We start from the raw sequence: 23,046 nt of genomic DNA, 5'->3' as shown, positions 1-23,046 counted from the left end.
AGTCTCCGTCGGATGATCTTAGGAGGAGGTGCCCGGCGGAGGCCATGACAGGGGCCGGAGTAGGTTGGTCCCGGATCGGTGGAGAGGCGGATCGCATGAGCGGTGTTCCCACGGCGGGGCTGTCGGAGATCTTGGTGACCCTTGGCCGCCAGTACGTCCGGAAGGCCCCGGGATCCGTCGGCAAGGCGCTGCTGGCGGCCCGCTTCCTGAACCCCCACCTGAGGGAGCACCCGCGCAGGAGAGTCGTGGAGACCCGGGACGGCGCCCGCTTCGCGGTCGACACCCAGGACCTGATCCAGCGCTACGTCTACCTCTTCGGCGTCTGGGAACCCCACATGTCGGCCTGGCTCAGCCGCAGGCTGCGCCCCGGGGACACGTTCGTGGACGTCGGCGCGAATGTCGGGGTGTTCAGCGTGCTGGCGTCACAACTGGTGGGTGACAAGGGCAGGGTGGTATCGATCGAGGCGTCCCAGACCTTCCACGACATCCTCCTGCGCCAGAGCGCCCTGAACGACTGCCGCAACATCAGGTCGCTGAACGCGGCGGTGTCCGACAGCCACCGCACCCTGACCTTCATCCTCTCCAGCTCGCAGAACATGGGCGCCAACAGCATCGTCCCGTGGGACGGCCCGACGGAGTCCACCTTCGACATCGAGGCCCGCCCGCTGCCGGAACTCCTCGAACCGGCGGAGATCGAGAACGCCCGCGTGATCAAGATCGACGTGGAGGGCGCGGAGGGCAGTGTCGTACGGGGCCTGGCGCCCATGCTGCCGAAACTCCGCCCCGACGCGGAGATCACGGTAGAGGTGACCCCCGAGCGCATGGCCCAACTGGGCGACTCGGCGGAGGAGTTGCTGAAGACGATGCGGGAGGCGGGCTACCACCTCTACCGCCTCCCGAACAGCTACGCCCCGGAGAGCTACGCGTACGCGCTGGCGGCGGACCCGGGCGAGATCGGCGTACCGGAGAGGTGGCGGGGCCCGGTGGTGGGGGAGAGCGACCTGATCTTCTCGCGGGTGGACGCGGAGAGGCTGCCCTGACACCGGGCCCGAACACCGGGCCTCGATACCTCGTCTACTCGTCGACGACTGCGGCGCGACGGGCGCGGGCGATCCCCCATCCCACCAGCGCCGCCGCCAGGACAGTGAGCGCGAGACCGGCCCAGGTGACCGCCTCGCGGAACTCGGAGGTCTGGTCGGCGCTCCAGTTGGAGGCGGCGATGTCGCCGGTGAAGAGCGCGGCGAGGATGGTCCCGCTGACGGCGATTCCGATGCCGGTGGTGACCTCGCCCGCGGTGTCCACCAGCGCCGCTCCGACGGTGGTGCGGTCGGCCGGGAGACCACGCATCACGTTGGTCCCGGCGACGACACCCACGACGCGCATACCGGCGGCGACGAGCACGAGTGCGAGGGCGATCCACACGTACCCGAAGCGGCCCAGCAGCCCGTAGACGGCGAGCCCGCACACGACGGCGGCGGCGCTGAGCCGGGCGGCCCGGTCGAGACCGACGCGGGTGACCAGCGGACCGATGAGAGCACCCCCGGCGATAAGGACGACGACCTGCGGCAACATCCCCAGAGCCGCCTGGGCGGGCGTCCAGCCCCGGTCGAGCTGGAGCTGGAGGGTCACGAGGTAGCCGAGGCCGGCGGTCGCGAGGGCTGCGGCGGCCTTGAACGCCAGGCCGCTCGACACGAGTGGGCGGGCGACGAGTCCGAGGTCGAGCAGCGGATGGCGGGCGGAACGCTCCCGGAGGACGAACAGCACGGCCGTCACGACGGCCGCCGCCGTGGTCAGCCACGGGAGCGGCGCTGCGGGGCCCGCGTCGACGAACAGCGTCGGCGCGACCAGCGCGAGCACGATCGTGGCCGTACCGAGGAGGGCACCCGCGCCGTCGATCGGGTCGCGGTGCAGCTCGTCCGCCCGGTCGGCAGGGATGCCGCGGCGGATGCCGAGGAACGCGAGTGCGGCGATCGGTACGTTGATCAGCAGCAGCGTCTGCCAGGGAGCGAAGGCGAGTACGAGGCCACCCGCCGTGGGTCCGATCGCGAGTCCGACCAGGCCCACGGTCGAGATCAGCGTGGTCGCGCGGACGCGGAGCCCGTCCTCGTCGAACAGGCGGAAGGCCAGGGCGAGGGAGCCCGGCGTCGTCATCGCGGCGGCGACGCCCATCGCCGCCCGGACCGCGATGAGTTGCTCGGCCGTCGTGACGAACGCGGTCGCCAGACTCGCCGCACCCAGCAGCACCAGCCCGACCAGCATGACCTTGCGGCGGCCGACCCGGTCGGCCAGTGCGCCGAGGGCGAGCATCAGCCCGCCGAACACGACGGCGTACACGCCCGTGACCCACTGAAGCACGGTCGTCGACGCGGACAGCTCGCGGCCGATGGTGGGCAGCGCGACGTTGAGGACCGAGTTGTCGAGCATCTCGAACAGAAACACCGCGGACAGCCCGGCGAGGGCGACCCAGGCTTCCCGGAGGGAGCGAGGCGAAAGAGAGGGATCAGCTCCAGGGAGATCAGGGAGATCAGAGAGATCAGGAAGATGGCGACGGACGTTCACTGCGCACTCCTTCAAGGTGAAGAAGTGGCGACCCGTCCGAGTCACGTATGCGCGCGTGTCCCCTGCCCAGCAGTGAGCACGCGTTTCTACTTCCGGTGCTCCGACAGTACACCGGGCCCTGGAGACCAGGAAGTGTCCGCTGCGCCCCTACAGGCCCATGACGGAGCGAACGGCGCGCTCGATGCGCTCCATCGTCTCGGGCGTGACCGCGCCCAGTCGCTTGGCGTTCTCGAAGCGCCGGGCCGCGTACTGGGTGATGTTCACGGGCACCGCGACCGTACGAGTGGCCTCGCAGACCGGGACTTCCCAGACCGAGCCCCGCTTCAACGGATGTCCTCCGCCGGATCGTCGTCCCCGGTGTCGACCAGCAGCGCACCTTCACTGTCCACGGCGGCCAGCGCTTCCCGCAGGGTCTGCTCCCGCAGGGTGCGGACCATGTAGGCGTTCAACGAGAGCCCCGCGTCCGCCGCGGCCTTGCGTACCTCGGCGTCGAGATCATCTGGTAGGCGGAGAGCGAATTCACCCATGACGTCACCGTAGTCGTCGCACCACGCACGGCGAAGATGCCTCGAACGACTGAAACGGCGGACTGCCTAGGGTTCGAGCAGAAGTGCCGTTTGTTCCGGGGCTGGTCCCAAGTACGTGTACTCCGTTGACCTTGCGATACCCACGGAGTCCAGCCCCTGCCGGAAACGTACCCGGAAGTGGACGTTGTCCCCGAGGCCGGGGCGCATACGCAGCAGCTCGTCGGGTTCCTCGAAGCGGACGTCATAGGCTGGCGAGTTCTTGGCGGTGCCCGTCTTCACTTTCACCCAGCCGCTCTCTCGCAGTTCGGTGATGCGGCCGGAGATGGTGATTTCCTGATCGCGATTCCTGGGTTCACGGAGCCGTTCGACGTAGCCCCTGCCCCGTTCGGTCAGCCGGGCCCGGCGCATGCTGCCGTCGGCTCCGTACCAGGTCACGCCCAGGTTGAGCCCGTACTTGCCCAGCGCGCGTGACAGTGCCTCGACTGCGTCGAAGAGCCTCGCCCATTCGCGGATGTCGGACTCCGACTCCAGAGCGGCCAGCAATTCGGTGAGCGTGCTCAGGCCTGTGCTCGCGGCGGATGCGGCCGGAGCATCCAAGGCACCCTGGGCGTTCAGGGCAGTCGGCCTGGGGGAGACGGAGGGGTGCACGGGCCGGGCATGCAACACAGTGCTGCCTGCCGAGACTCCCGTGAGTTCCAGCTGAACCGGTGTGCCTGCGGCAACGGAGACCGCGTGCTCCACGGGGTTGAGCAGGGCGTCCCCCCACTGAAAGCGAAGACCGCCGCCTTCCGCGTCCGGGCCTGTCAGGCGGAGCTGAAGCTCTTCGTCGAGCCGGGCGTCCGGCGCGTACTCGCGCGCCGCTGCGAGGCGGCTGGCACGGTGGGCCCCTTCGATCTCCTCGTCGTCCCTGTCCTCGATGCCCATCTCCTCAAGGAGACGCGCCGTATTCTCGGCCGCGTCCGGGTCCGACCTAAGGAGCGCACGCCTGCGCTCACGCCAGCTGTCGCCGGTCACAGTCGCACCTCCAGGTACCCACGTGCCGGGGCGGCACTGTCCTCCGATGGTGAGCGGTCAGTCTGGTCGGACAGCCGACAACGCTGCCACCAGTCGTCCCACACACCCCGTTCTGTGAAGTATGTCCGTTGGTCGGGGGTAAAGCGTTCCGGTTCGAAGATATGGGCAACGGGCTGGTACCCGATTCTGAGTGGCGAGACGCCAAACCTCTCCCGCATCCTGTTCCGGCTCTGGAAGGCGGTGGTCAGCCACTTTGACCCGGGTTTGCCCCGGACGGTGCGCTCGGCGCGTGTGTCGATCAGGATGCTGGCGTCGATGTTCCCGGGGTCGGGTTTCGCACTGACGAAGCTGCCCCGGGCAGAGCCGGTGGATGAGAGGGAGGCCTCGCAGGAGGTCCGTGTACACGTCCTCAAGCTCAAGAAAGCGGTCCAGATACCCGTTCAGGCCGTCCCACAACTCCGTGCGCGTCGCGGAATCGTGGAACTCGGGAGCGCTGACCAGCATGGACTCCGCTTCGTCGAAGGAGACGGAGTACCGGCCCAGGGGAAGGAATCCGTTCTCGGCGAAGGAAGGCAGCATGTAAGGGGTCCTGTCGGGTGAAGGGAGGATTCATCCTGGCGGGTTGGTGACCAAACTGCAGAGGATTCCTGGCAATCGGCCTGCCGCCGTGCAGCCGGGGCAGCGGCCCCGCTCGGGCCCCCGGAATCCTCGGTCGCAGCTCTCGCAGTTCTGGAGTGGGTGGCGGACCGGGACAGGCTCCGGCTGCTCCTGCGAGTACGGGTTTCCGAAGGCGGTCGGAGGTGGCAGCTGGGCCGTCAGACGGTGGGCCAGGAAGGCGGCCGGGCGGCGCATTCCCTCCGGTGGGAGGTCGCTGAGCAGGGCGTGCCGTACGGAGGTGGGGCTGGCGCCGTTCTCCAGCCAGGCCGCGACACCGGGCGCCAGGTGGGCCGTGTCGCAGGCCGAGAGAAGCAGGTCGGGGTCGTGGCGGCGGAGACCGGCGAGGAGGTCGGTGGCCGCCTGGAGGAGCCCCGGCCCCTTGTACGAGGGCTGCGGTACGGCGGGGAGCGGCTTGCGCGGGCCGCGCTTCTTCGGCGGAGCAGCTGGGGCAGGGCGGCTGGACCTCGCCCCGGTGTCCGCCGGGGGCTCGTTGTGGTGGCCGGGGCGGTTGCAGGAGACCGTGCGGGTGATGATGCGGCCGGTGGAGGTACGTTCGCGGGAACGGCTCAGGTAGCCGTGGGTCTCCAGTTCGCGCAGGGCGGCGGCGATACGGGCCGCCCCTTCCGGGAAACGGGCGGTGAGCGTCTTGATGTCGACGCGGGCACCGGCGGGCAGCGACTGGATGTGGACGGCGAGCCCGATGGCGAGCAGCGACAGCTCGCGGTGCTGGGCGAGGTGGTTGCCGATCACCGTGTAGCGGGTGGTGTGGCGGGCGTTGTCGTGGACGATGCCGGAAACGCCGGAATTGGGGCGCCGGTGGGGGTGATTTTTGCCCGCGGGACGGGCTTCGGCGCACGGGGGCGCGCTAGGGTTTTGCGTGTCCATTCGGGAAGGTGATGTCTTCCTAGGTGGTCAGGCCCTCGCATTGGGATGCCAGTCCCGGCGAGGGCCGTCGTCTGTCTGGGGTTGTCTGTGGTCGTGCTGCTGGGCTGAGCGTAAGGCAGGCAACCGGGCACAAATCCAGCTGAGTTGGTGATGTTCACTCGGGGGAGTGACGGGCCACGGCGGCGGGCGGGAGGGGTGGGGTTTGGTGGGGGTACTTGCCCTCTACGGTTCTTTGGAAAGAGCGCTGGTCCCGCCGGAACACGGGGAATCGGGTTCCGGTGACACATCGATTTCCGCCCACACCGTCTTGCGCGGGCGCAACCCCGGACCCCAGCCCCAGCGGTCGGCCAGCGCCTCCACCAGAGCCAGGCCTCTCCCCGACTCCGCGTCCGTGGACGGGGGTTGAGGACAGGGCCGGCGGTCACCGCACGTGTCGGTCACCTCGATGCGCAGGGTGTCGGCGATGACGTACACCGTGAGCCGGAAATCCCGGCCCGGGACGCGCCCGTGCGTGACCGCGTTCGCGGCCAGTTCGGCGACGATCTGGCGGGCCGGGTCCAACGGGAGCTCCCAGGAACGGAGTTGCTCGGCGGTCAGCAGCCGGGCCAGGCGGGCGCCACGGGGCGTGGGGGACAGGCGCACGCTGAAGTTGCGGAAGAAGTTCTCAAGTGGGGCCTCGGGGGCGGCGGTTTCTTGATTCACGTCACTCAGAGTGGCCGCCTGTGCCTACCGTGAGCAGTGACTCCGCCGATGCGTACGGTGACTGTCCGGAGCTTGTCCGGTCGTGTCCGGGCTGTCGGGACGGGGCGTACGGGTAAGGGCGGAGGCATGACTGTGAACGGCGAGGCGGGGCAGCTCAAGGGTGAGGCGGACGAGCCGGGTTGGGAGGTGGATCCCGACGACGAGTGGGGTGTGGCGGTCGTGGAGGCGGTCGGCCGCCAGCTGAAGCTGCGCAGGGAGGCGGTAGGCATGCGGGCCGCCGACTTCGGCAGGCAGCTGGGGTACGGCGAGGACATGGTCTACAAGATCGAGGGCGGGAAACGGATCCCGCGCCCCGAGTACATGGAGAAGGCGGACGAGGTTCTCGACGCGGGCGGTCTCCTCAGGGCGATGAACGAGGACCTGGAGAAGGTCCGGTACCCGAGGAAGGTTCGGGAGATCGCGAAGCTGGAGTCGAAGGCGGTACAGATCGGGGTGTACGTCGGGCTCAGCCTCCACGGCCTGTTGCAGACACCTGAGCACGCGCGAGCCCTGTTCGAGGCGCGCCAACCGCCGTACACGGAGGGGGAAGTGGAACGCCTGGTGGCCGCACGCATGGCGCGGAAGACGGTCTTCGACAAGTCACCCGTGACTGCGCTCAGCTTCGTCCAGGAAGAGGCGGCTCTGCGCCGTCGCGTCGGAGGCACAATGGTGCGACGCCGACAGCTCGAACACCTGCTGGAGGTCGCCCAGATGCGCAACGTAACGTTCCAGGTGATGCCAACGGAGAGCGATGCTCACCCTGGGGTGGATGGGAAGATCGAGTTGCTGAGGTTCGCAGACGGTACAGCTGTGGGGCGCTCCGACGGGGCGTTCAACGGCCGTCCGACAATGGAGCCGAAGGATCTACGCATCTTGGAACTGCGCTACAGCACCATCCGGGCCGAGGCCCTCACCTCCGGGGAGTCACTCGCCTTCATCGAGCAACTGCTGGGAGAGACATGATCCGCAAGCACCTCGCCGGAGCCCCCTCCGAACTGGCGTGGTTCAAGAGCAGCTACAGCGACGGTACGGAAGGCGACTCCTGCGTCGAGATAGCCCCCGCCCCCGACACCATCCACGTCCGTGACTCCAAGCACACAACAGTGGGCCCCCACCTCACCTTCACCCCCACCACCTGGGCCGACTTCATCCCTTACGCGACCGAAGGCTCTCCAGCAGGGCCCTAGACTCCTCCATGGTCGGTCTCCACTGCCGCATCGGCATTTCCAGCAGGTGCTGGGAGAGCTGCCGGAAGCGGTCGGCCAGCTCCGGCTCGTCCAGCGCCGCCGCCCAAATCCCCTGCCGTTCGAGGGTGTTCAGCAATGCCACCCCGTGAGTGCGGAAACGGGGTTCCGCGAACGGTGTCAGGCTCCACGGGATCACCAGGATCAGTTGCTCCACGACGTCCTGGAGCATCAGCAGGACCTCCATGGCGTCGCGAGGGTCGGGCGGCTCCAGAGTCAGCGACAGCTGGTAGACGATCCGCGCGAAGGTGATACGGCTGTCGCGCCTGAACACCGAGCCCAGATCGCTCCGGTACGCGGCGATGGACTCGCGGGCGGCGGCCGTCCCGAGGTCACGCTCGCCGATGTGCCACATCGCGGTCGCGTACTCGGCGAGCGCCTTCGCCGCCAGCAGTGCCCCCTGGCCGTCGGAGGCGAGGCTCTCCCGGAACGGCTCGATCGACTCGCCGTGCCGCCGCGCCCCCTCCGCGTCGCCCACCACGGCGTGCAGGAGGCTCAGTTGGACGTGCACCATGGGTATCAGCAGCGGGTACCGGCTGCTGCTCTGCGCCTCGAACAGGGCCAGCGCCCTCGTCGCGTCCCGCAGCGCCGAATGAGGGTCGGCCAGCGCCTGGTGGGTCTCGGCGCGCCACCGTAACCGGTCACCCAGGGCGTACTGGTCGGAGTCGAAGCGCGGCTGGTCGCCGTACGCCTTGGTCGTCAGTTGCACCGCGCGGTCGATCGGCGGCAGAGCGGCTTCGTAGTCGGCGTCGTAGAAGAGGAGCATCGCCTGTTCGGTCAGTCGTGCGGCCTCGGAGTCGAGCATTCCCTCGCGCCGCCGCCGCTTCGCCTCACGTCGTTTCCACATCACCCCATCTCACACCAACTACGGGCGTACGACGAGGAGTTGACGCCCGCTGAGCGCGGCCGGCGTCACCCGTGACCCGAATATCCCCACCCCAGCTCCGCCAACGCCCGAGCCCGCGCCTCCACGACCCCCATCCGGGCCGCCCGCTCACCCGAGTCCACGTGCGCCGCCTGCCCGGTCGCCTGCCCCTCCCACTTCCGGTAGAGCAGCCCCACCTCCGGCGAGAACCACCCCCGGCTCACCGCGTTCAGCGCCAGCAGCAACCCCGTGTCCTCGGAGGCGGGCAGGGCCATCCACCCGCCCAGGGCCAGCAGCAGCTCCCGGCGTACGCACAGCGTCGCCGGATGGACCTGCGCGCGGAAGTCGTTGGCCTTCCAGAAGTCGAGCACCGCCCCGCGCTCGATCACGCCGGCCTCGGGATCACCCGGGAACCCGGCCGTGGAGCCGTCGGGCAACAGATCCAGCACACGCGACGTCGCCCAGCCGAGCGACGCGTCCGCCTCCAGGGCCGCCAGGTCCCGCGCCAGCGCGCCCGGCGCCAACTGGTCGTCCGCGTCCAGGATCTTGACGTACGGGCCGTCCGCCGCCGACAACGCCATCGTGCGGGCGACCCCCGGCCCGCCCGCGCGGCCCTGCCGGAAGGTGACGCGCTCGTCGTCGGGGACGTACGGGCGTACCTCGTCCGTCCTTCCGTCCTCCTGGATCAGCCAGTGCCAGCTCCAGCCGGGCGGCAACTCCTGTTCGCACAGGGACTTGTAGGCCTCCGCGAGGAAGCGGGCCGACGGGGCGTGGACAGCGGTGACGATGATGATGCGCCGGGGCACGGCAGCACTCACCACCTTTCCAGGGGAGTGGTGAAGAGCAGTTCCGTGCGGTCGCCGGGGAGTGTCACACGGGACACGTCCACCACGCGGTCGTCGATGTCGTACGACTTCTTGCGGAGGAGGATCACCGAGGTGCCCGGGGGGAGTTCCAGCTCGCTCGCCTCCTCCGGGGTCGGCGGGCGGGCCGTGAAGCGTTCCTCGACCCGGTCCAACTCGATCCCGACCGTGTGGAGTTGGGCCGAAGTGCCGCCGGGCCACGGTTCGTTGGTGTCGTCGAGGAGGGCCGGGTTGGCGGCGATCATGTCCCGGAGGAGATAGGACGTGACCAGGTTGAAGGGGGCCGTCTCCGCCTCGTAGCGGGTGCGGTACGACCGCTCGACGAGCAGCGTGCCCTCCGGTACGCCGAACTCGGCCGCCAGTTCCTCCGGCGCTCCGATCTCGCGGTACTCGGCGTGGAAGACGAGATCCCGGAGTTCCAGCCCGGTGTCGTGCTCCGTGGCGCCCGTCACCGCCCGCTCGGACATCGGCCGGCGCGCCCGGTTCTTCTCCCACTGGTGCCGCCCGTTGTCCCGGACGGCCAGGGTGCGGGCGCGGCGGACGAAGTTGCCACGGCCGTGCTGCTTGTCCAGCAGCCCTTCCTCGGTCAGCAGCCGCAGCGCGTTCTGCACGGTCGGGACACTGCGCCGGTACGCCCTCGCCAGCTCCGTCTCCGCCGGGAGCCGGTCACCCGGCTTGCGCTCGCCCTCGCGGATCGAACGGCGGAGATCGTCGGCGATCACTTCGTACGCCTTGGGCATGACCTCAGCGTACGACTCCTCAAGAGGTCTTGACGACTTGAGGAGATGACCTCGTGGAGACATAAAAGAACCCGACCGCTGGCGACGGGGGATGCACCAGCGATCGGGCTCTGGCCAAGGGTAACAAGGCAGACTGCTCAGTGGGAGCCGACTGCTCTGGTACATCGACCAGTTGTGATCGGGATCACTCTCTTTGGCCCCTCCAGTACTACAACCATCCCCCCGTCACACCTCACGCGTCACACGGAGGCTCGTACGACAATCGGGGCAGATACTCGTGCCACCTCTCGGCCGTCAGCACGCCCCGCGTCGTCGCGCAGATGTGGTCGACGGCCTTGTCGACGTCGAGATTCCACAGCCGGACCGTGTCCACGCCGCTCGACACCCCGACGATTCCGCCGCGCGGACTGAACGCCAGGAAGTTGCCCGCCTTGGCGTTGGGGCTCATCGACTGCCCGATGGCCTTGGCATCGGCGGGGTCGGAGACGTCCCAGAGCCGGACAGCGTTGTCGTTGCCGCCACTGGCCAGGATCCGCCCGTCCGGGCTGAACGACAGCGACTCGACCGCCTCGGTGTGCCCGACGAGCGGAGAGCCCAGGCTGTGCGCCTTCGCCGGGTCGGTCACGTCCCAGAGCCGGACCGTGCCGTCGTCGCTCGTGGTGGCCAGCGTGCCGCCGTCCGGGCTGTAGGCCAGCTCGTTGACGGGACCGAGATGACCCTTGAGCGCCTTGCCGAGCGGGGTCGCCTTCGCCGGAGCGGTGACGTTCCAGAGCCGGACCGTGCCGTCCGCGCTGGCGCTGGCCAGCGTACGGCCGTCCTTGCTGAAGGCGAGGCCGTTGATGTAGCCCCGGTGACCGGTGAGCTGCTTGCCGAGCGGGCGCAGATGGGCCGGGTCGCTCAGGTCCCACAGCTGGACGGTGAAGTCCTCGTACGCCGTGGCCAGGACACGTCCGTCCGGGCTGAACGCCACCGCCGCCGCGAACCGGGTCTTCAGCTGGACGGGGTCCGCCCAGGCGACGGGATTCTTCGGATCGCTGACGTTCCACAGCTGGACCGTGCTGTCCCCGCTCGCCATCCCGAGCGTGCGGCCGTCGGGCGAGAACGCCGGCGTCCGTACCTCGCCGCCCCCGGGCGTGAACGGTGCGCTCAGCGCCACCGGGTGGTCGGGCCGCTCCACGTTCCACAGCCGCACCCGTCCGTCGCGCGAGCCCGTGGCGAGCACCTTGCCGTCCGGGCGGAACACGCCGATCCGGCCGATCATGTCCGTGGTCGGCAGCGACCAGAGCCGCACCCTGCTGTCGCCGCTGCCGGTGGCGAGCGTACGGCCGTCGGGGCTGAAGCCCAGCGCGTACATCTCGCCGCTGCTGCCCGCGAGGGGCTCGCCGACCTGCGAGGGGTACTCCGGGTCGCTGACGTTCCACAGGGTCGCCGTGCTGTCCGCGCTCGCGGCGGCCAACGTCGTCCCGTCCGGGCTGAAGGCCACCGACCAGATCGCGTCGGTGTGCCCGGTCAGCGGCGCGCCCAGCTGGGCGGCGTGCGCGGGGTCGGACACGTTCCACAGGCGGATCGTGTCGTCGGCGGCGCCGCTGGCGAGGGTACGGCCGTCGGGGCTGAAGGCCACCGAGTGCACCAGGTCCGTGTGCCCGGTCAGCTTCGTGCCGTACGGCTTCGGATCGGACGGCTTCGACACGTCGTACAGCCGGATCGTGTTGTCGTCGCCGCCCGCCGCGAGCATGTGGCCGTCGGGGCTGTACGCGATCGCGCGCACGGCGGCGCCCGCGCCGGTGAGGGTGCCGATCCTCTTGGGGGCGGCGGGGTCGGTCATGTTCCACAGGCCGACCGTGCGGTCCTCGCTGGCGGAGGCGAGCGTACGGCCGTCCGGGCTGAAGGCGATCAGATAGATCGTGCCGGCATGGCCGTTCAGGGGTGTGCCGAGCGCCTCGGGGTGTGCGGGGTCGGACACGTCCCAGCGGCGGATCGTGCCGTCGTCGCCCGCGCTGACGAGGGTCTTCCCGTCGGGGCTGAAGACCGCGCTGCTCACCCAGCTCGCGTTCGCCTCAAGGGGTTTGCCGAGCGCCTTGGGCCGCGCCCGGTTCGCCACGTCCCACAGGCGCACGGTCCCGTCGTAGCTCGCGGTGGCGAGCAGCTTGCCGTCCGGGCTGAACGTGGTGAGGTAGACGGCGCCGGTGTGGCCGATCAGCGAGGTGGCCAGCGGGGTGTTCACGATCGACACCAGTCGGCTGCGGGTGCTCGCGTCGTCCGGGCGCAGCGCGTGGGCGACCAGGCTGAGCTGCGCCGACAGCGACGGGTCCGAGGACTGCACGCGGTCCGCCTCGGCGAGCACCTGCTCGAACACCGCGTCGTCCCGCTGCTGCCGGGCGATCAGCGCCGCACCGCCCGCCAGCACGGCCAGCGCGACCAGCGCGGCGACGGCGGCACGGCTGATCAGGACCGTACGCCGGCGCAGCCGGGCCGACGCGGCCAGGAACTCCTTCGCGCCCCGGGTCAGATAGGTGTCACCGGCGGACTTCGCCCAGCTGTGCGCCTGTTCGAGGCGGGAGCCGCGGTAGAGGAGCGAGGAGTCGCGCTTCGACTCCTCCCAGGACCGGCTGTCCTCCTCCACGCGCTGGCGCAGCAGATTGCCGCCCCGGTCCTCGTCGATCCAGTCGCGCAGCCGTGGCCAGGCGTGCAGCAGCGCCTCGTGGGTGATCTCCACGCTCTCCGCGTCGAGCGTCACCAGCCGGGCGCGTACGAGCGCTTCGAGGGACTCCTCCGTCTTGCCCGGGTCGGTCGACTCGGCCGCCAACTGCCGTCGCGTACCCCGCCGTCGGGTGGCCTGCGTGTCCTCGCCCAGCCGCACGAGCCGGAGCAGCAGCAGCCGGGCGGCGGTACGGGCCGCCGGGTCCAGGCCGGTCCAGGCGTGCTCGGCGGTCGCGGCCACCGCGCCCTGGATACCGCCGGCCGCGCGATAGCCGGAGAGCGTGAGCCGCCCCGACTTGCGGCGCTGCCAGGTGGCGAGCAGGGCGTGCGAGAGCATCGGCAGTACGCCCGCGTCATGCGCCCCACGCGGCCCGTCGGCGCTCACCTCCCGCACGATCAGCTCCGCGAGCCCCGGCTCCAGCTCCAGGCCGACGGCCTTCGCGGGGCCGATCACGGCCTCCCGCAACTCGGCGGTGGTCAGCGGCCCGAGGACCATGTGCCGGTGCTGGAGCGCGTCGGCGAGTTCGGGGTGGCGCAGGCACTGGTCGTAGAAGTCGGCGCGGATACCGAGGACGACGAGCACGGGCGCCCACCCGTCGGCGGGGGGCGAGGCGGCGGCGTGCAGCGCCTGGATGAAGGTGTTGCGGACCGTCTCGTCAGGGCAGAGGGTGAAGGCTTCCTCGAACTGGTCGACGATGACGACGGGCCGGGTGGCAGCGCTCCCACCGTCACGGCGTGCCCAGGCGCCGACGGTCTCCCGTACGGCATGGGCGAACTCGGGAGTACCGGGCTCGGCGGCAGCGGTCAGGACTTCGGAGAGCCCGGGTATACGAAGGGTCAGCTCGGCGAGCGGATCGGCACCCGGAACGAGCTGGACGACCTCCCGGGCCTGCTGCCCCGGCCCGCCGCCCAGCGCGCCCTCCTGCAAGGCGGGCACGAGCCCGGCGCTGAGCAGCGAGGACTTGCCCGCCCCAGAAGCCCCCACGAGCATGACCAGCCCACCACTACCCGTGTCCGCGGTCTCGGCGGCACGAAGCTGAGCGACAAGCGCATCGGTGCTGCGCTCACGCCCGAAGAACCAGCGGGTGTCCTCCAGCCGGTACGAGGCGAGGCCACGGTAGGGGCACACCGCGCCCGGCACGGCCGTGATCTCACCGGTGGGCGGTTCCTCCTCGTCCAGGGAGCCCGGGGCCCGGTCACCGACGGGGTCGGCGACGGCCCGCTCCCACAGCCGCTGCCACTGGACCATGTCGTACAGTCCGGGAGAGACCGGTACGGGCCGGGCACGGCGGGCCTGCGGGACGAGGACACTCAGTACGGCGGCGAGTGCGGCGAACTGGGCGGGTACGTTCCTGGCCCGCCGCCAGTCGCTGATCCGCTGCACGGACACCCGCACGGGCCGCCCGCGCTCGTCGACCCGCTGCAACTGGACGACGGCTTCGGCCACACGCTTGAGCGGAGGATTGCCGGCCTCCTTGTACAACAGCGCGAGTCGCTCCGCGAAGGCCGTGCGTGCCCCTGAGTCGGAACTCAAGGTCTCCACCCCTAACTTCCCCCGCGTCGGTCATCCGGCGTCGTCCGGTCTCATCCGGACCGGAAAACCCACTCTATACGGCTGACCTGCGGTTAAGCGTTCGGGCCCACACCGGAACCTCCTCTCTCTGAGCTCCGAATGGCAGGATCATGACGCAACGAAGAACCAGCCGCGTGGCGTCCACCCGGACCACCAGCGCAGCGATCCCAGGGGCAGCTCGAAGGCCGAACGTTCTCGGCCAGCTTTGCCGGATTCGCCAGCGGGGAGAGTCGGCCGCACCACGCGAACCCGAGACCCACGGAACCGGCACAGACCGGACATCCCCGGGTCCTCGTCCATCGTTCGGCACCGGTCCCCACGTGGGGAGGGACCGGTGCCGAATGGCGTTTGCGGGGGCGGGCTGGTTTGTCAGCCCGTCCGGCGTTTGAGGACAAGGCCCGTTCAGGGCCGACAGCGGGGGTCTGGGGGCGCAGCCCCCAGGGGATGGGAATGGGTAGGGGCGGCGGGGGCGAGGAAAACCGGGGTGCCGAGAGGAGCGGGCATGAAGGCGATCGTCGTAGGGGCGGGCATCGGCGGCCTGGCCGCCACCCTGAGCCTGCGCGTGGCCGGGCACGACGTCACGCTCGTCGAGCGCACGCGCCGCTTCACCGAGATCGGCGCCGGTATCCAGCTCGCGCCCAACGCCACCCGCGTACTGCGCCGCCTGGGCCTCCTCGACACGGTCGCCGCCCGCGCCGCGCACCCGGCCCGGCTGAGCTTCCGCACCTGGTCCGACGGCACCGAGATCTGCCGATACGTCATCGGACCCGAGGCGGAGTCCGAGTTCGGGGCGCCCTACTTGCAGGTCCACCGGGCCGACCTGCACCAGGCACTGGCGGACCGTGTCCCGCCCGGGTCGGTCCGCCTGAACACCGAGGTCGTGGGCATCGACCAGGACGACCGACAGGCGTACGTCACGACTGCCGACGGCGATCGCCTGGGTGCCGACCTGGTCGTCGCCGCCGACGGGGTGCGCTCCTCGGCGCGGCAGTGGCTCTTCGGCGCCGACGAGGCAGTCTTCTCCGGCACCGCCGCCTACCGCGCACTGCTCCCGGCCGCCGAGGTTGCCGACCTGGACCTGCCGGAGTACGCGGGCTGGCTCGGCCCGGGCCGGCACGTCGTCCACTACTGGGTGCGCGGCGGCGAACTCCTCAACCTGGTCGCCGTGTTCACCGCACAGGCGGCCCCCGAGCCATGGGCGGAGTGGACGGAGTCGTGGACGACCCAGGCGGAACCGGGCGAGCAACTCCGCGAGTTCACCGGCTGGGACCCCCGAATCCTCGTGGCCCTGGAACGCGCCGGCCAGGTCTTCCGCTACGCCATCCACACCCGCACCCCGCTCACCCGCTGGCACCTCGGCCGGGTGACCCTGCTCGGCGACAGCGCCCACGCGATGGTCCCGTTCCAGGCCCAGGGCGCGGCCCAGGCGATCATGGACGCGGCGGTACTGGGCGACTGTCTCGCGGGTGCGACGCCGACGGACATCCCGGACGCGCTGACCCGGTACGTACACCGACGGCTCACCACCGCCACCAGGGTGCAGGCCGGTTCGGCGAGCGCGGGCGAGGTCTACCACCTGCCGGACGGGCCGGAGGCCGACGCACGGAACGCCCGGATGGCGGCCTACGAGAACGAGAACAGGTTCGGCCCGCACGCGGGAGCGTGGGGAGAGGAACCGTAGGCGCGCTGTTGGCCCTGCCCTCAGGCCCGTACCCGCGAGGCGGCCGTCCGTCGCGCCAGGGAGTCGAAGATGACAGCGGTGATCAGCACTCCACCAGTGATCATGAACTGAAGCGCGGTCTGCACGCCCAACAACGCCATGCCGGATGCGATCGACTGAATGATGAGCACCCCCAGCAGCGCCGACCAGGTCGAGCCGCGCCCCCCGAACAGGCTGGTACCGCCGATGACGGCGGCGGCGACCGCATTGATCAGCAGCATGCCGGACCCAGAGACCTGGCTCGCCGAGGTGAACCGCGACGCGACGAACAGACCGCCGATCGCCGCCAGCGTCCCCGCCACCATGAACACCGAGACCCGTACGCGCGTCACGTCGACGCCCGCCCGCCGCGCCGCCTCGACACCGCCGCCCAGGGCGAGCACCTGTCGTCCGTAGGGCGTACGGCGTAGGAGCAGGTCGGAGGCGACGATGAACCCGAGGAAGATCAGCAGCGCCAGCGGCAGCCCCTCGAAGTTCCCGAGGACGGCGACGGTCGTGAACGCGACGATCGCCAGCAGCACGGTACGTACCCAGACCTCGCCCACCGGCCGGCACGGCATCCCGGCAGCGGCGCGACGCCCGCGGTCGTGGAGGGAGGCGAGCAGATAGGCCACCGTACAGAGCGCCGCCAGCCCGTAGGTGAAGCCGGGGGCGCTGTAGTAGCGGCTGGTCAGGGTGGCGACCAGCCCGTCCTCGCTGAAGTGGATGGAGCTGTCGGGCCCGAGCAGATAGATCATCAGACCGCTCCAGGCCAGCAGCCCGGCAAGGGTGACGACGAACGCGGGCACCCCGAACTTGGCGAACAGGAACCCGTGGAGCGCCCCGATGGCCGTACCGCAGATGACGGCGATGAACACGGCGAGCCATTCCGTCATCCCGAGGTTGACGTTCAGCGCGGCGAACACCGCGCCCGCCAGCCCGGCGAGCGACCCGACGGACAGATCGATCTCACCGATCAGCAGCACGAACACGATGCCCACGGCGACCATGCCGGTCCCGACGATGTCGACGCTGAGGACGGAGAGATTGCGGGGCGAGAGGAACTTGTCGTTGAGACTCTGGAAGACGATCCAGGTGAGGGCGAGGGCGAGAAGCACGGGGGCGGGCCCGAGCCCCCCTTCACGAACCCTCCGCCGCACGGCACCGGCGTAGGCCGAGACCCGCTCCTTCATGTGCACGGTGATGTCGGTCTTCACGGCCACACCTCCTCCGGGTGCGGCCGGTGGGCGACGGCGTGGTCGGCCGCGCCGGTGATGGAGGAGATGATCTGCTCCTGGGAGGTCGTGTTCACGTCGAAGAGACCGTTGTTGCGGCCGAGGCGCAGCACGGCGACCCGGTCGGCGACGGCCTTGATGTCACTCATGTTGTGGCTGATCAGCAGCACCCCGAGCCCCTGGTCGCGCAGCTCCTCGATCAGATCGAGGAGCTGGTTGGTCTGCTGGATGCCCAGGGAGGCGGTGGGTTCGTCGAGCAGCAGCAGCCGGGGCGAGCCGAGGAAGGACCGGGTGATCGCGACGACCTGCCGCTGCCCGCCGGAGAGACTGGCGAGCGGCACCCGTACATCGGGGATCCGGATGGAGAGGGTGTGCAGCAGCTCGCGGGTACGCCGTTCCATCTCGACCTCGTCGAGAACGCCGAAGCGGTGGATCTCCCGCCCGAGGAAGAGATTGGCGACGACGTCGAGGTTCTCGCACATGGCGAGGTCCTGATAGACGGTGGCGATCCCGAGCAGCCGGGCGTCCTGGGGATGCTTGATCTGTACGGGACTCCCCTGCCACTCGATGACCCCTTTGTCAGGGGGCCCGACCCCGGAGATCACCTTGACCAGGGTGGACTTGCCTGCGGCGTTGTCCCCGACGAGGGCGACCACCTCCCCGGCCCTGACCTCCAGCTCGATGTCGACCAGCGCCTGTACGGCGGCGAACCGCTTGGAGACACCACGCAACGCCAGCAGGGGCTGATGACCGGGCACGAGCCACTTCCTTCCCGTGGGACGCCGTCGGGGTGTGTGTCAGGTGAGGCCGGCCCGATCACAGGCGGACCGGAGGGCGGGCGTACAGATCTGGTCGACGGTGTACATACCGTCCTTGACCAGCGTCTCCCCGATATTGCCGACAGTCACCGAGACGGACGGCAGCAGTACCGCCGGCACGTCCTTGGTCGTCGGACTGTCGACGCTGCCGGTGGCGATGGCCCCGACCTCCTCGCCGCGCCCCAGGGCGACGGCCATCTCCACGGTGGCGTCGGTCGCGCGCTTGAAGGGCTTGTAGATGGTCATGTACTGATCGCCCTTGACGATCCGCCGTACGGCCGTGAGATCGGCGTCCTGCCCGGTGATGGGCGGCAGCGGCCTGACCTTGGCGGCGTTCAGGGCCGAGACGACGGCACCGGCCATGGTGTCGTTGGCGGAGAGGACCCCGTCGATGTTCTCGCCGCCGAGCGCGGCGATGGCGCCGGTCATGTTGACGTAGGCGTTCTCGGCCCGCCATCCGACGGTGTCGTAGGACTTCCCGATGGTCACCTTGCCTTTGAGGACCTTGAGCGCGCCTTCCTTGTACCACCCGGCGTTGGGGTCGGTGGTGGCCCCGTTCATCATGACGATGCGCCGCCCGTCACCGCCGTCGGCCGCCATGGCGGTGAGCAGCGCCTCGGCCTGAAGCCGCCCGACCTCCGCCCCGTCGAAGGTGACGTACCCGGAGATCGGCCCCTGGGCGAGCCGGTCGTAGGCGACGACGGGAATCCCGGCCCGATGGGCGGACTCGACGGACGGACGCATCAGCTGGGGATCGACGGCGGCGAGGATGACCACATCCACACCCCGCGTGATCATGGCCTCGAACTGCTGCTGCTGGACCTGGGGGTCGGGGGTGGCGGCGACATTGGCGGCAGGACAGTCGGGACACACCTCTTTGAGCTTCTGCTCGATGAGGGGCTTGTCGAACTGCCCGAACCGCGAGGCGCCGCCACCGGGAAGCAGAACACCGACGGTGATCCGGTCACCACCACCGTCACCGCTGCCCCCGCCCCCGCTGCCACAGGCTCCGAGGAGTCCGAGACCAACGGCGACGGCGACGGCGACAGCAAGAGTGCGAGACCTTCGCTTTACGGCTGGCAGGCCGGCAACGGTACCCATGTCCCGTTCCTTAGAACTTTTGTGCGATATCACCACACAAGGGGAACTTAAGGGCAAGGGTAGTCAAGGAGAGGGTGTCGCGCGCAGGCGCGCTGCGCAGGCGTTCCGCGCCGGCCCTAGAGGTGGAGCAGCCGCTGGGTGATCTCCCGGTACTGCCGGAGCGAGAGCCGGAGTTCGTCGGCCTGCGTCTCGGGATCGTGACCCTGCCAGCCCTCGTGGAGGAGACGGCGCCGCTCCGCGAGGGCGTTCACGAGCTGGGCGACGGCGTCGTCGTAGGCGCCCTCGGCCTCTGCCAACGCCTCACGCGGGGTGTCGGCGAAGTGGTTGATGGCCCGCCCGAGCCGCCCCACGATCTCGTCCCGCTCGGCGGCCCCGAGCAGCGGCTCCGGGCCGCTGGTCCGGCGCTGGGAGCGGCCGGGGGGCTGGTCGGAGGACTGCTGGGCGCGTGTCTGGTCGTACATCTGTCGGTGCCGCTTCCGTTGCGCCCGAAGGCGTCCTCGGTCTTCCCGACGGCCTGTTCCAGGCTCCCGGGGACCCGGTCGGTCGTGCGGTCCTGCGTCGGCACTGCGCCGTGCTGCCAGTCAACGTCCGGCGACGATCCATGTCAACGCGGGTGGTCACGCGAACCGGACCACCCTGTTTCGGAGCGTACCGGAGTACCGTGGGAAGACCGAGGGCTCCCTCCACGTCGGCGTTCGGCCCGGCCCGCCCTCGCGTTCCCCTCTTCAGGGCAGCCCCAGACCCCGGCGATGCCATCCGCACCGAGGCCGAGGAGCCCCATGTCGCCGCCGCCCACCACCACTACTGCCACCACCCCCACGCCCACGACCGCCCAGTCGCTGCCCCAGGACTACGACGGGACGTCCCCCTTCCCGAGGGACGACGGCCCGGCGCCCCCGCGCGGCGGAGGGGAACGGCTGTTCGTCACGGTGACGGCGCTGATCGTCGTTCTGCCGTTCGTGGCGCTGGGCCTGGCCGGCTGGCTGCTCTGGGGACGTCTCATCCACCCCGCCGACATCGTGCTGGCCGCGGTGCTCTACACGGTCACGTGCCTGGGCGTCACCGTCGGCTTCCACCGCGGCCTCACCCACGGCGGCTACCGCGCCGTCCGCCCGGTGCGCATCGCGCTCGCGGTGGCCGGTTCGATGAGCTTCCAGGGAGATGTCATCGGCTGGGTCGCCACCCACCGCCGCCATCACGCCTTCACGGACCGACCGGGCGACCCGCACTCCCCGTACCGCTACGGCACGCATCTGCGCGGCCAGTTGCGCGGACTGCTGCACGCACACGTCGGCTGGCTCTTCCGCAACGACGCCACACCGGCCGAGCGTTACGCCCCCGACCTCCTGGCGGACCGGGACATCAGGGCGGTGTCCCGCGCCTTCCCCGCACTGTGCCTCCTCACCCTCGCCCTGCCGTTCGGACTGGGCTGGGCGATCGGCGGCACCTGGCTGTACGGCGTAACCGCCCTGCTGTGGGCGGGAATCGTCCGCATAGCACTGCTCCACCACGTCACGTGGAGCGTGAACTCCCTCTGCCACTTGATCGGCGACCGCCCGTTCCGCACGCGCCGCCACGACCGTGCCACCAACCTGTGGCCCCTCGCCCTGCTCTCCTTCGGCGAGAGCTGGCACAACCTCCACCACGCCGACCCCACGAGCGCCCGCCACGGAGTGGACCGCGGCCAGATAGACCTGTCGGCCGCCTTCATCCGCCTCATGGAACACCTCGGCTGGGTCTCCGAGGTCCGCTGGCCGACCCCGACCCGCATCGCGGCTCGCCGCACCTGACACCGACCACCGGCCAGGGCGGGTCAGGGCAGTTCAGTTCAATTCAGTTCAGTTCAGGAGACGTCGGCACGGATCGAGTCGCCCAGGAACCCGTCGGTGAAGGTCACGTACTTCGGGGTGAAGCCGCCCTTGCCGGTGACGCTGCCGGAGACGTTCTCACCGGGAGCCAGCTTCACAGTGGCGATCTGGTTCTCGTCGGCGGCCAACTCGGCGGTGTGCTTGGTGCCGTTGGTGTCGGTGATGGTGAAATACAGCGGATTCACGTCGACCTCCTGATCCCCGCTGTTCGCGACGGTGACGAGCACGCTGGTGTGCTCACTGCCATCGGCGAGAACGCTCTTCACGAACGCGGCCTTCTCGGCGGAGAGCTTGACGGGCACCGACGCCTCTTCCTCCGACTTGGAGTCGCCGGAGGGGCGGGAGGTGCCGCGCGTCTCCTGCGCGGCGAAGGGTTTGTCATTGCTGCTGCCGCCGCTGCCGTCACCGACGACCGAGCCGACGACCCCGATCAGGACGAAGAACCCGAGTACGCCCGCACAACCGAGCCCCGCGATCTTGCCGACGCCATGCTTCTTCGGCGGCGGGGGCGCCGGAATGGCGTACCCGTTCCCGTACCCGTACCCGGGCGGGGTCTGCGGCCCACCCCAGCCGGGCTGCTGCTGAGGGTGCTGGTTGGGCTGCTGCTGGTTCATGTCTTCCCCCGGGGAATGGATGGCGGATTGCTGCTGTACGACGTCCGGGGGAATCGTGCGGTTGTCGAGGGCGGGGATGTTCACCCGATCGGGGAGCACCGGCTTGGTTCACAGGCGCAGGACGATCAGGGCGGTGTCGTCGGTGGTGCCGGTGGGCGGCAGGAGGTCGGCCAGGAGCGCGTCGGCCAGGGCCTCGGGAGCCGCGTGCCGATGGTGGGCGAGGGAGTCGGCGAGGCGGGCCAGGCCGGTGTCGATGTCCTCGTCACGGCGTTCGACGAGACCGTCGGTGTACAGCACCAGGACGGCGCCTTCGGCGAAGGGCGTACGGGCCTGAGGACGAGGCTGACGCTCGGGCCGGGCCCCGAGCGGCGGATCGGTGGCCTGGTCGAGAAAGGCGACGGTGCCGTCGGCGTGCACGAGGGCAGGCGGAGGATGCCCGGCGCAGCTGTAACTGATGTGGTGACTGTCCCAGTCGATGAAGGTCGTCACGACGGTGGTCGACTCGGCGCCCTCGACGGAACGGGCGTACAGATCGAGGGCCTCCAGGGCCTGGGCGGGACCGTCCGCGACACGGGTGGCCCCGCTCAGGGCGCTGCGCAACTGCCCCATGGCGCAGGCGGCGGCCAGTCCGTGCCCGACGACGTCGCCGACGGCGACCGCGAGCCTCCCGCCGGGCAGTTCGACCAGGTCGTACCAGTCACCGCACACGTTCAGCGTGCCGACGGCGGGCCGGTAACGCACGGCGGCGTCGTGCGCCCCGGTCGGCCCCGGCGGGGGCAGCATCGCCGCCTGCAGGGCGAGGGCGACCTCACGCTCACGGGCATGAGCCGCGCGCAGCCGCTCATTGACCTCCTGGAGTTCGCGGGCACGGGTGTAGAGCTCGGCCTCCAGCGCACGGTCCCGGCTGTCACCACCCGGGCCGCCGAAGGCGCGGATGAGCTCGGTGACCTCCTCCACCCGGTGCGCGATCAGTTCGACCTGCCCGTCGAGGCCGAGGACCGGTGCGTTGACCGGGCTCCAGTAGTGCTCCTGCCAGTGGCCGGGCTGGTCGGGGTCCTCGATGTCGTAGCGGAGCAGCGCCATCGTGTCGCGCTCCCCGGTGGCCACCGTACGGAGCATCGACGCCTCGGTCTCCCGCATGCCGGCGGCGGCCGGATCATTGGGGTTCTCGGGAAAGACGTCGAAGATGTAACGCCCCACCAACTCCTCACGACTACGCCCCGACAACCGCACGAAGTCGTCGTTGGCGTCGGCGTACACCAGCTCAGGGGTGAGCAGAGCCACCATGCCGGGCAGGGCCCGGAAGACCGCCGCGTAGTCGATCTGCGGTTTCCTCATGTCCT

General features: G+C 70.2%; 22 protein-coding genes. 5 read left to right on the top strand and 17 right to left on the bottom strand.

All coding sequences use genetic code 11. The features are described 5' to 3' along the window. The first annotated feature begins 95 nt into the window (after nt 1-95). Nucleotides 96-1,040, top strand: a complete 945-nt coding sequence (locus tag ACFYXF_RS49700; protein WP_389360619.1) for an FkbM family methyltransferase — start codon at nt 96-98, stop codon at nt 1,038-1,040. A gap of 34 nt (nt 1,041-1,074) precedes the next feature. Here the strand turns inward: ACFYXF_RS49700 and ACFYXF_RS49695 are convergent, their stop codons facing one another. The 7 genes from ACFYXF_RS49695 to ACFYXF_RS49665 all read right to left on the bottom strand — a co-directional run bounded on the left by ACFYXF_RS49695 (nt 1,075) and on the right by ACFYXF_RS49665 (nt 6,344). After that, nucleotides 1,075-2,439: an MFS transporter gene (locus tag ACFYXF_RS49695; RefSeq protein WP_389360617.1), complete on the bottom strand. Its 1,365-nt coding sequence runs from the start codon at nt 2,437-2,439 to the stop codon at nt 1,075-1,077. 267 nt (nt 2,440-2,706) lie between these two features. Beyond that, on the bottom strand, nt 2,707-2,886 hold the full coding sequence (locus ACFYXF_RS49690) for a hypothetical protein (protein WP_389360615.1): 180 nt from the start codon (nt 2,884-2,886) through the stop codon (nt 2,707-2,709). Then, nucleotides 2,883-3,086, bottom strand: coding sequence for a toxin-antitoxin system HicB family antitoxin (locus ACFYXF_RS49685; protein WP_389360613.1), 204 nt, complete (start codon nt 3,084-3,086; stop codon nt 2,883-2,885). The genes ACFYXF_RS49690 and ACFYXF_RS49685 overlap by 4 nt, the downstream gene beginning before the upstream one ends. A gap of 66 nt (nt 3,087-3,152) precedes the next feature. Further along, nucleotides 3,153-4,100, bottom strand: coding sequence for a hypothetical protein (locus ACFYXF_RS49680; RefSeq protein ID WP_389360611.1), 948 nt, complete (start codon nt 4,098-4,100; stop codon nt 3,153-3,155). After that, nucleotides 4,097-4,513, bottom strand: coding sequence for a DUF6932 family protein (locus ACFYXF_RS49675; RefSeq protein WP_389360664.1), 417 nt, complete (start codon nt 4,511-4,513; stop codon nt 4,097-4,099). Before ACFYXF_RS49675 ends, ACFYXF_RS49680 begins: the two co-directional genes overlap by 4 nt. 196 nt (nt 4,514-4,709) lie before the next feature. Next, complete coding sequence (locus ACFYXF_RS49670; protein WP_389360609.1) at nt 4,710-5,642, bottom strand: helix-turn-helix domain-containing protein; 933 nt, start codon at nt 5,640-5,642, stop codon at nt 4,710-4,712. A gap of 222 nt (nt 5,643-5,864) precedes the next feature. Next, nucleotides 5,865-6,344 (bottom strand): ATP-binding protein, encoded by a 480-nt coding sequence (locus tag ACFYXF_RS49665; protein ID WP_389360607.1) that lies wholly within the window; start codon nt 6,342-6,344, stop codon nt 5,865-5,867. Nucleotides 6,345-6,470: 126 nt separating this feature from the next. On the opposite strand from ACFYXF_RS49665, the gene ACFYXF_RS49660 reads away from it, so the two are divergent. Then, nucleotides 6,471-7,346 (top strand): helix-turn-helix domain-containing protein, encoded by an 876-nt coding sequence (locus tag ACFYXF_RS49660; RefSeq protein ID WP_389360605.1) that lies wholly within the window; start codon nt 6,471-6,473, stop codon nt 7,344-7,346. Further along, nucleotides 7,343-7,570 carry a DUF397 domain-containing protein gene (locus ACFYXF_RS49655; protein ID WP_389360603.1) on the top strand — a complete coding sequence of 76 codons (228 nt, stop codon included), beginning with the start codon at nt 7,343-7,345 and terminating at the stop codon, nt 7,568-7,570. Before ACFYXF_RS49660 ends, ACFYXF_RS49655 begins: the two co-directional genes overlap by 4 nt. On the opposite strand, the gene ACFYXF_RS49650 is transcribed toward ACFYXF_RS49655, so the two are convergent. From ACFYXF_RS49650 to ACFYXF_RS49635, 4 genes are all read right to left on the bottom strand, one after another. Then, complete coding sequence (locus ACFYXF_RS49650) at nt 7,530-8,474, bottom strand: hypothetical protein (RefSeq protein ID WP_389360601.1); 945 nt, start codon at nt 8,472-8,474, stop codon at nt 7,530-7,532. The genes ACFYXF_RS49655 and ACFYXF_RS49650 overlap by 41 nt on opposite strands. 65 nt (nt 8,475-8,539) lie before the next feature. Further along, nucleotides 8,540-9,298: a glycosyltransferase family 2 protein gene (locus ACFYXF_RS49645; protein WP_389360599.1), complete on the bottom strand. Its 759-nt coding sequence runs from the start codon at nt 9,296-9,298 to the stop codon at nt 8,540-8,542. 8 nt (nt 9,299-9,306) lie between these two features. After that, the gene (locus ACFYXF_RS49640) at nt 9,307-10,095 is read right to left on the bottom strand and encodes a GntR family transcriptional regulator (RefSeq protein ID WP_389360597.1); all 789 of its coding nucleotides are present in this window, start codon (nt 10,093-10,095) and stop codon (nt 9,307-9,309) included. A gap of 232 nt (nt 10,096-10,327) precedes the next feature. Beyond that, the gene (locus ACFYXF_RS49635; protein ID WP_389360595.1) at nt 10,328-14,338 is read right to left on the bottom strand and encodes a hypothetical protein; all 4,011 of its coding nucleotides are present in this window, start codon (nt 14,336-14,338) and stop codon (nt 10,328-10,330) included. Nucleotides 14,339-14,870: 532 nt separating this feature from the next. On the opposite strand from ACFYXF_RS49635, the gene ACFYXF_RS49630 reads away from it, so the two are divergent. Continuing rightward, entirely contained in the window at nt 14,871-16,049 is a 1,179-nt protein-coding gene (locus ACFYXF_RS49630; protein WP_389360593.1) for an FAD-dependent monooxygenase, read from the top strand. A gap of 20 nt (nt 16,050-16,069) precedes the next feature. Here the strand turns inward: ACFYXF_RS49630 and ACFYXF_RS49625 are convergent, their stop codons facing one another. The 4 genes from ACFYXF_RS49625 to ACFYXF_RS49610 all read right to left on the bottom strand — a co-directional run bounded on the left by ACFYXF_RS49625 (nt 16,070) and on the right by ACFYXF_RS49610 (nt 19,682). Beyond that, nucleotides 16,070-17,260, bottom strand: a complete 1,191-nt coding sequence (locus ACFYXF_RS49625) for a sugar ABC transporter permease (protein WP_389360662.1) — start codon at nt 17,258-17,260, stop codon at nt 16,070-16,072. Between the two features lie 20 nt (nt 17,261-17,280). Next, entirely contained in the window at nt 17,281-18,060 is a 780-nt protein-coding gene (locus ACFYXF_RS49620) for an ATP-binding cassette domain-containing protein (RefSeq protein WP_389360591.1), read from the bottom strand. Between the two features lie 39 nt (nt 18,061-18,099). Further along, nucleotides 18,100-19,221: a sugar ABC transporter substrate-binding protein gene (locus ACFYXF_RS49615; protein ID WP_389360589.1), complete on the bottom strand. Its 1,122-nt coding sequence runs from the start codon at nt 19,219-19,221 to the stop codon at nt 18,100-18,102. A 116-nt stretch (nt 19,222-19,337) separates the two neighbouring features. Further along, nucleotides 19,338-19,682 carry a hypothetical protein gene (locus ACFYXF_RS49610; RefSeq protein ID WP_389360587.1) on the bottom strand — a complete coding sequence of 115 codons (345 nt, stop codon included), beginning with the start codon at nt 19,680-19,682 and terminating at the stop codon, nt 19,338-19,340. A 318-nt stretch (nt 19,683-20,000) separates the two neighbouring features. On the opposite strand from ACFYXF_RS49610, the gene ACFYXF_RS49605 reads away from it, so the two are divergent. Continuing rightward, nucleotides 20,001-21,011, top strand: coding sequence for an acyl-CoA desaturase (locus ACFYXF_RS49605; protein ID WP_389360585.1), 1,011 nt, complete (start codon nt 20,001-20,003; stop codon nt 21,009-21,011). 53 nt (nt 21,012-21,064) lie between these two features. Here the strand turns inward: ACFYXF_RS49605 and ACFYXF_RS49600 are convergent, their stop codons facing one another. Continuing rightward, on the bottom strand, nt 21,065-21,703 hold the full coding sequence (locus ACFYXF_RS49600; RefSeq protein ID WP_389360583.1) for a DUF4352 domain-containing protein: 639 nt from the start codon (nt 21,701-21,703) through the stop codon (nt 21,065-21,067). A gap of 108 nt (nt 21,704-21,811) precedes the next feature. Continuing rightward, complete coding sequence (locus ACFYXF_RS49595; RefSeq protein ID WP_389360581.1) at nt 21,812-23,041, bottom strand: PP2C family protein-serine/threonine phosphatase; 1,230 nt, start codon at nt 23,039-23,041, stop codon at nt 21,812-21,814. Nucleotides 23,042-23,046: the final 5 nt, after the last annotated feature.

It is taken from the genome of Streptomyces sp. NPDC002680 (assembly GCF_042889145.1).
Classification (GTDB): domain Bacteria; phylum Actinomycetota; class Actinomycetes; order Streptomycetales; family Streptomycetaceae; genus Streptomyces; species Streptomyces adonidis.
The sequence above is the reverse complement of the archived record's forward strand: the minus strand, read 5'-3'. Positions and strand labels throughout refer to the sequence as shown.

Bases quoted from the DNA above. Each gene is read 5' to 3' on its own strand.
- ACFYXF_RS49700 (WP_389360619.1), top strand. From the start codon at position 96: ATGAGCGGTGTTCCCACGGCGGGGCTGTCGGAGATCTTGGTGACCCTT.
- ACFYXF_RS49685 (WP_389360613.1), bottom strand. From the start codon at position 3,086: ATGGGTGAATTCGCTCTCCGCCTACCAGATGATCTCGACGCCGAGGTA.
- ACFYXF_RS49670 (WP_389360609.1), bottom strand. From the start codon at position 5,642: ATGGACACGCAAAACCCTAGCGCGCCCCCGTGCGCCGAAGCCCGTCCC.
- ACFYXF_RS49660 (WP_389360605.1), top strand. From the start codon at position 6,471: ATGACTGTGAACGGCGAGGCGGGGCAGCTCAAGGGTGAGGCGGACGAG.
- ACFYXF_RS49655 (WP_389360603.1), top strand. From the start codon at position 7,343: ATGATCCGCAAGCACCTCGCCGGAGCCCCCTCCGAACTGGCGTGGTTC.
- ACFYXF_RS49650 (WP_389360601.1), bottom strand. From the start codon at position 8,474: ATGTGGAAACGACGTGAGGCGAAGCGGCGGCGGCGCGAGGGAATGCTC.
- ACFYXF_RS49640 (WP_389360597.1), bottom strand. From the start codon at position 10,095: ATGCCCAAGGCGTACGAAGTGATCGCCGACGATCTCCGCCGTTCGATC.
- ACFYXF_RS49630 (WP_389360593.1), top strand. From the start codon at position 14,871: ATGAAGGCGATCGTCGTAGGGGCGGGCATCGGCGGCCTGGCCGCCACC.
- ACFYXF_RS49625 (WP_389360662.1), bottom strand. From the start codon at position 17,260: ATGAAGGAGCGGGTCTCGGCCTACGCCGGTGCCGTGCGGCGGAGGGTT.
- ACFYXF_RS49615 (WP_389360589.1), bottom strand. From the start codon at position 19,221: ATGGGTACCGTTGCCGGCCTGCCAGCCGTAAAGCGAAGGTCTCGCACT.
- ACFYXF_RS49610 (WP_389360587.1), bottom strand. From the start codon at position 19,682: ATGTACGACCAGACACGCGCCCAGCAGTCCTCCGACCAGCCCCCCGGC.
- ACFYXF_RS49605 (WP_389360585.1), top strand. From the start codon at position 20,001: ATGTCGCCGCCGCCCACCACCACTACTGCCACCACCCCCACGCCCACG.
- ACFYXF_RS49600 (WP_389360583.1), bottom strand. From the start codon at position 21,703: ATGAACCAGCAGCAGCCCAACCAGCACCCTCAGCAGCAGCCCGGCTGG.
- ACFYXF_RS49595 (WP_389360581.1), bottom strand. From the start codon at position 23,041: ATGAGGAAACCGCAGATCGACTACGCGGCGGTCTTCCGGGCCCTGCCC.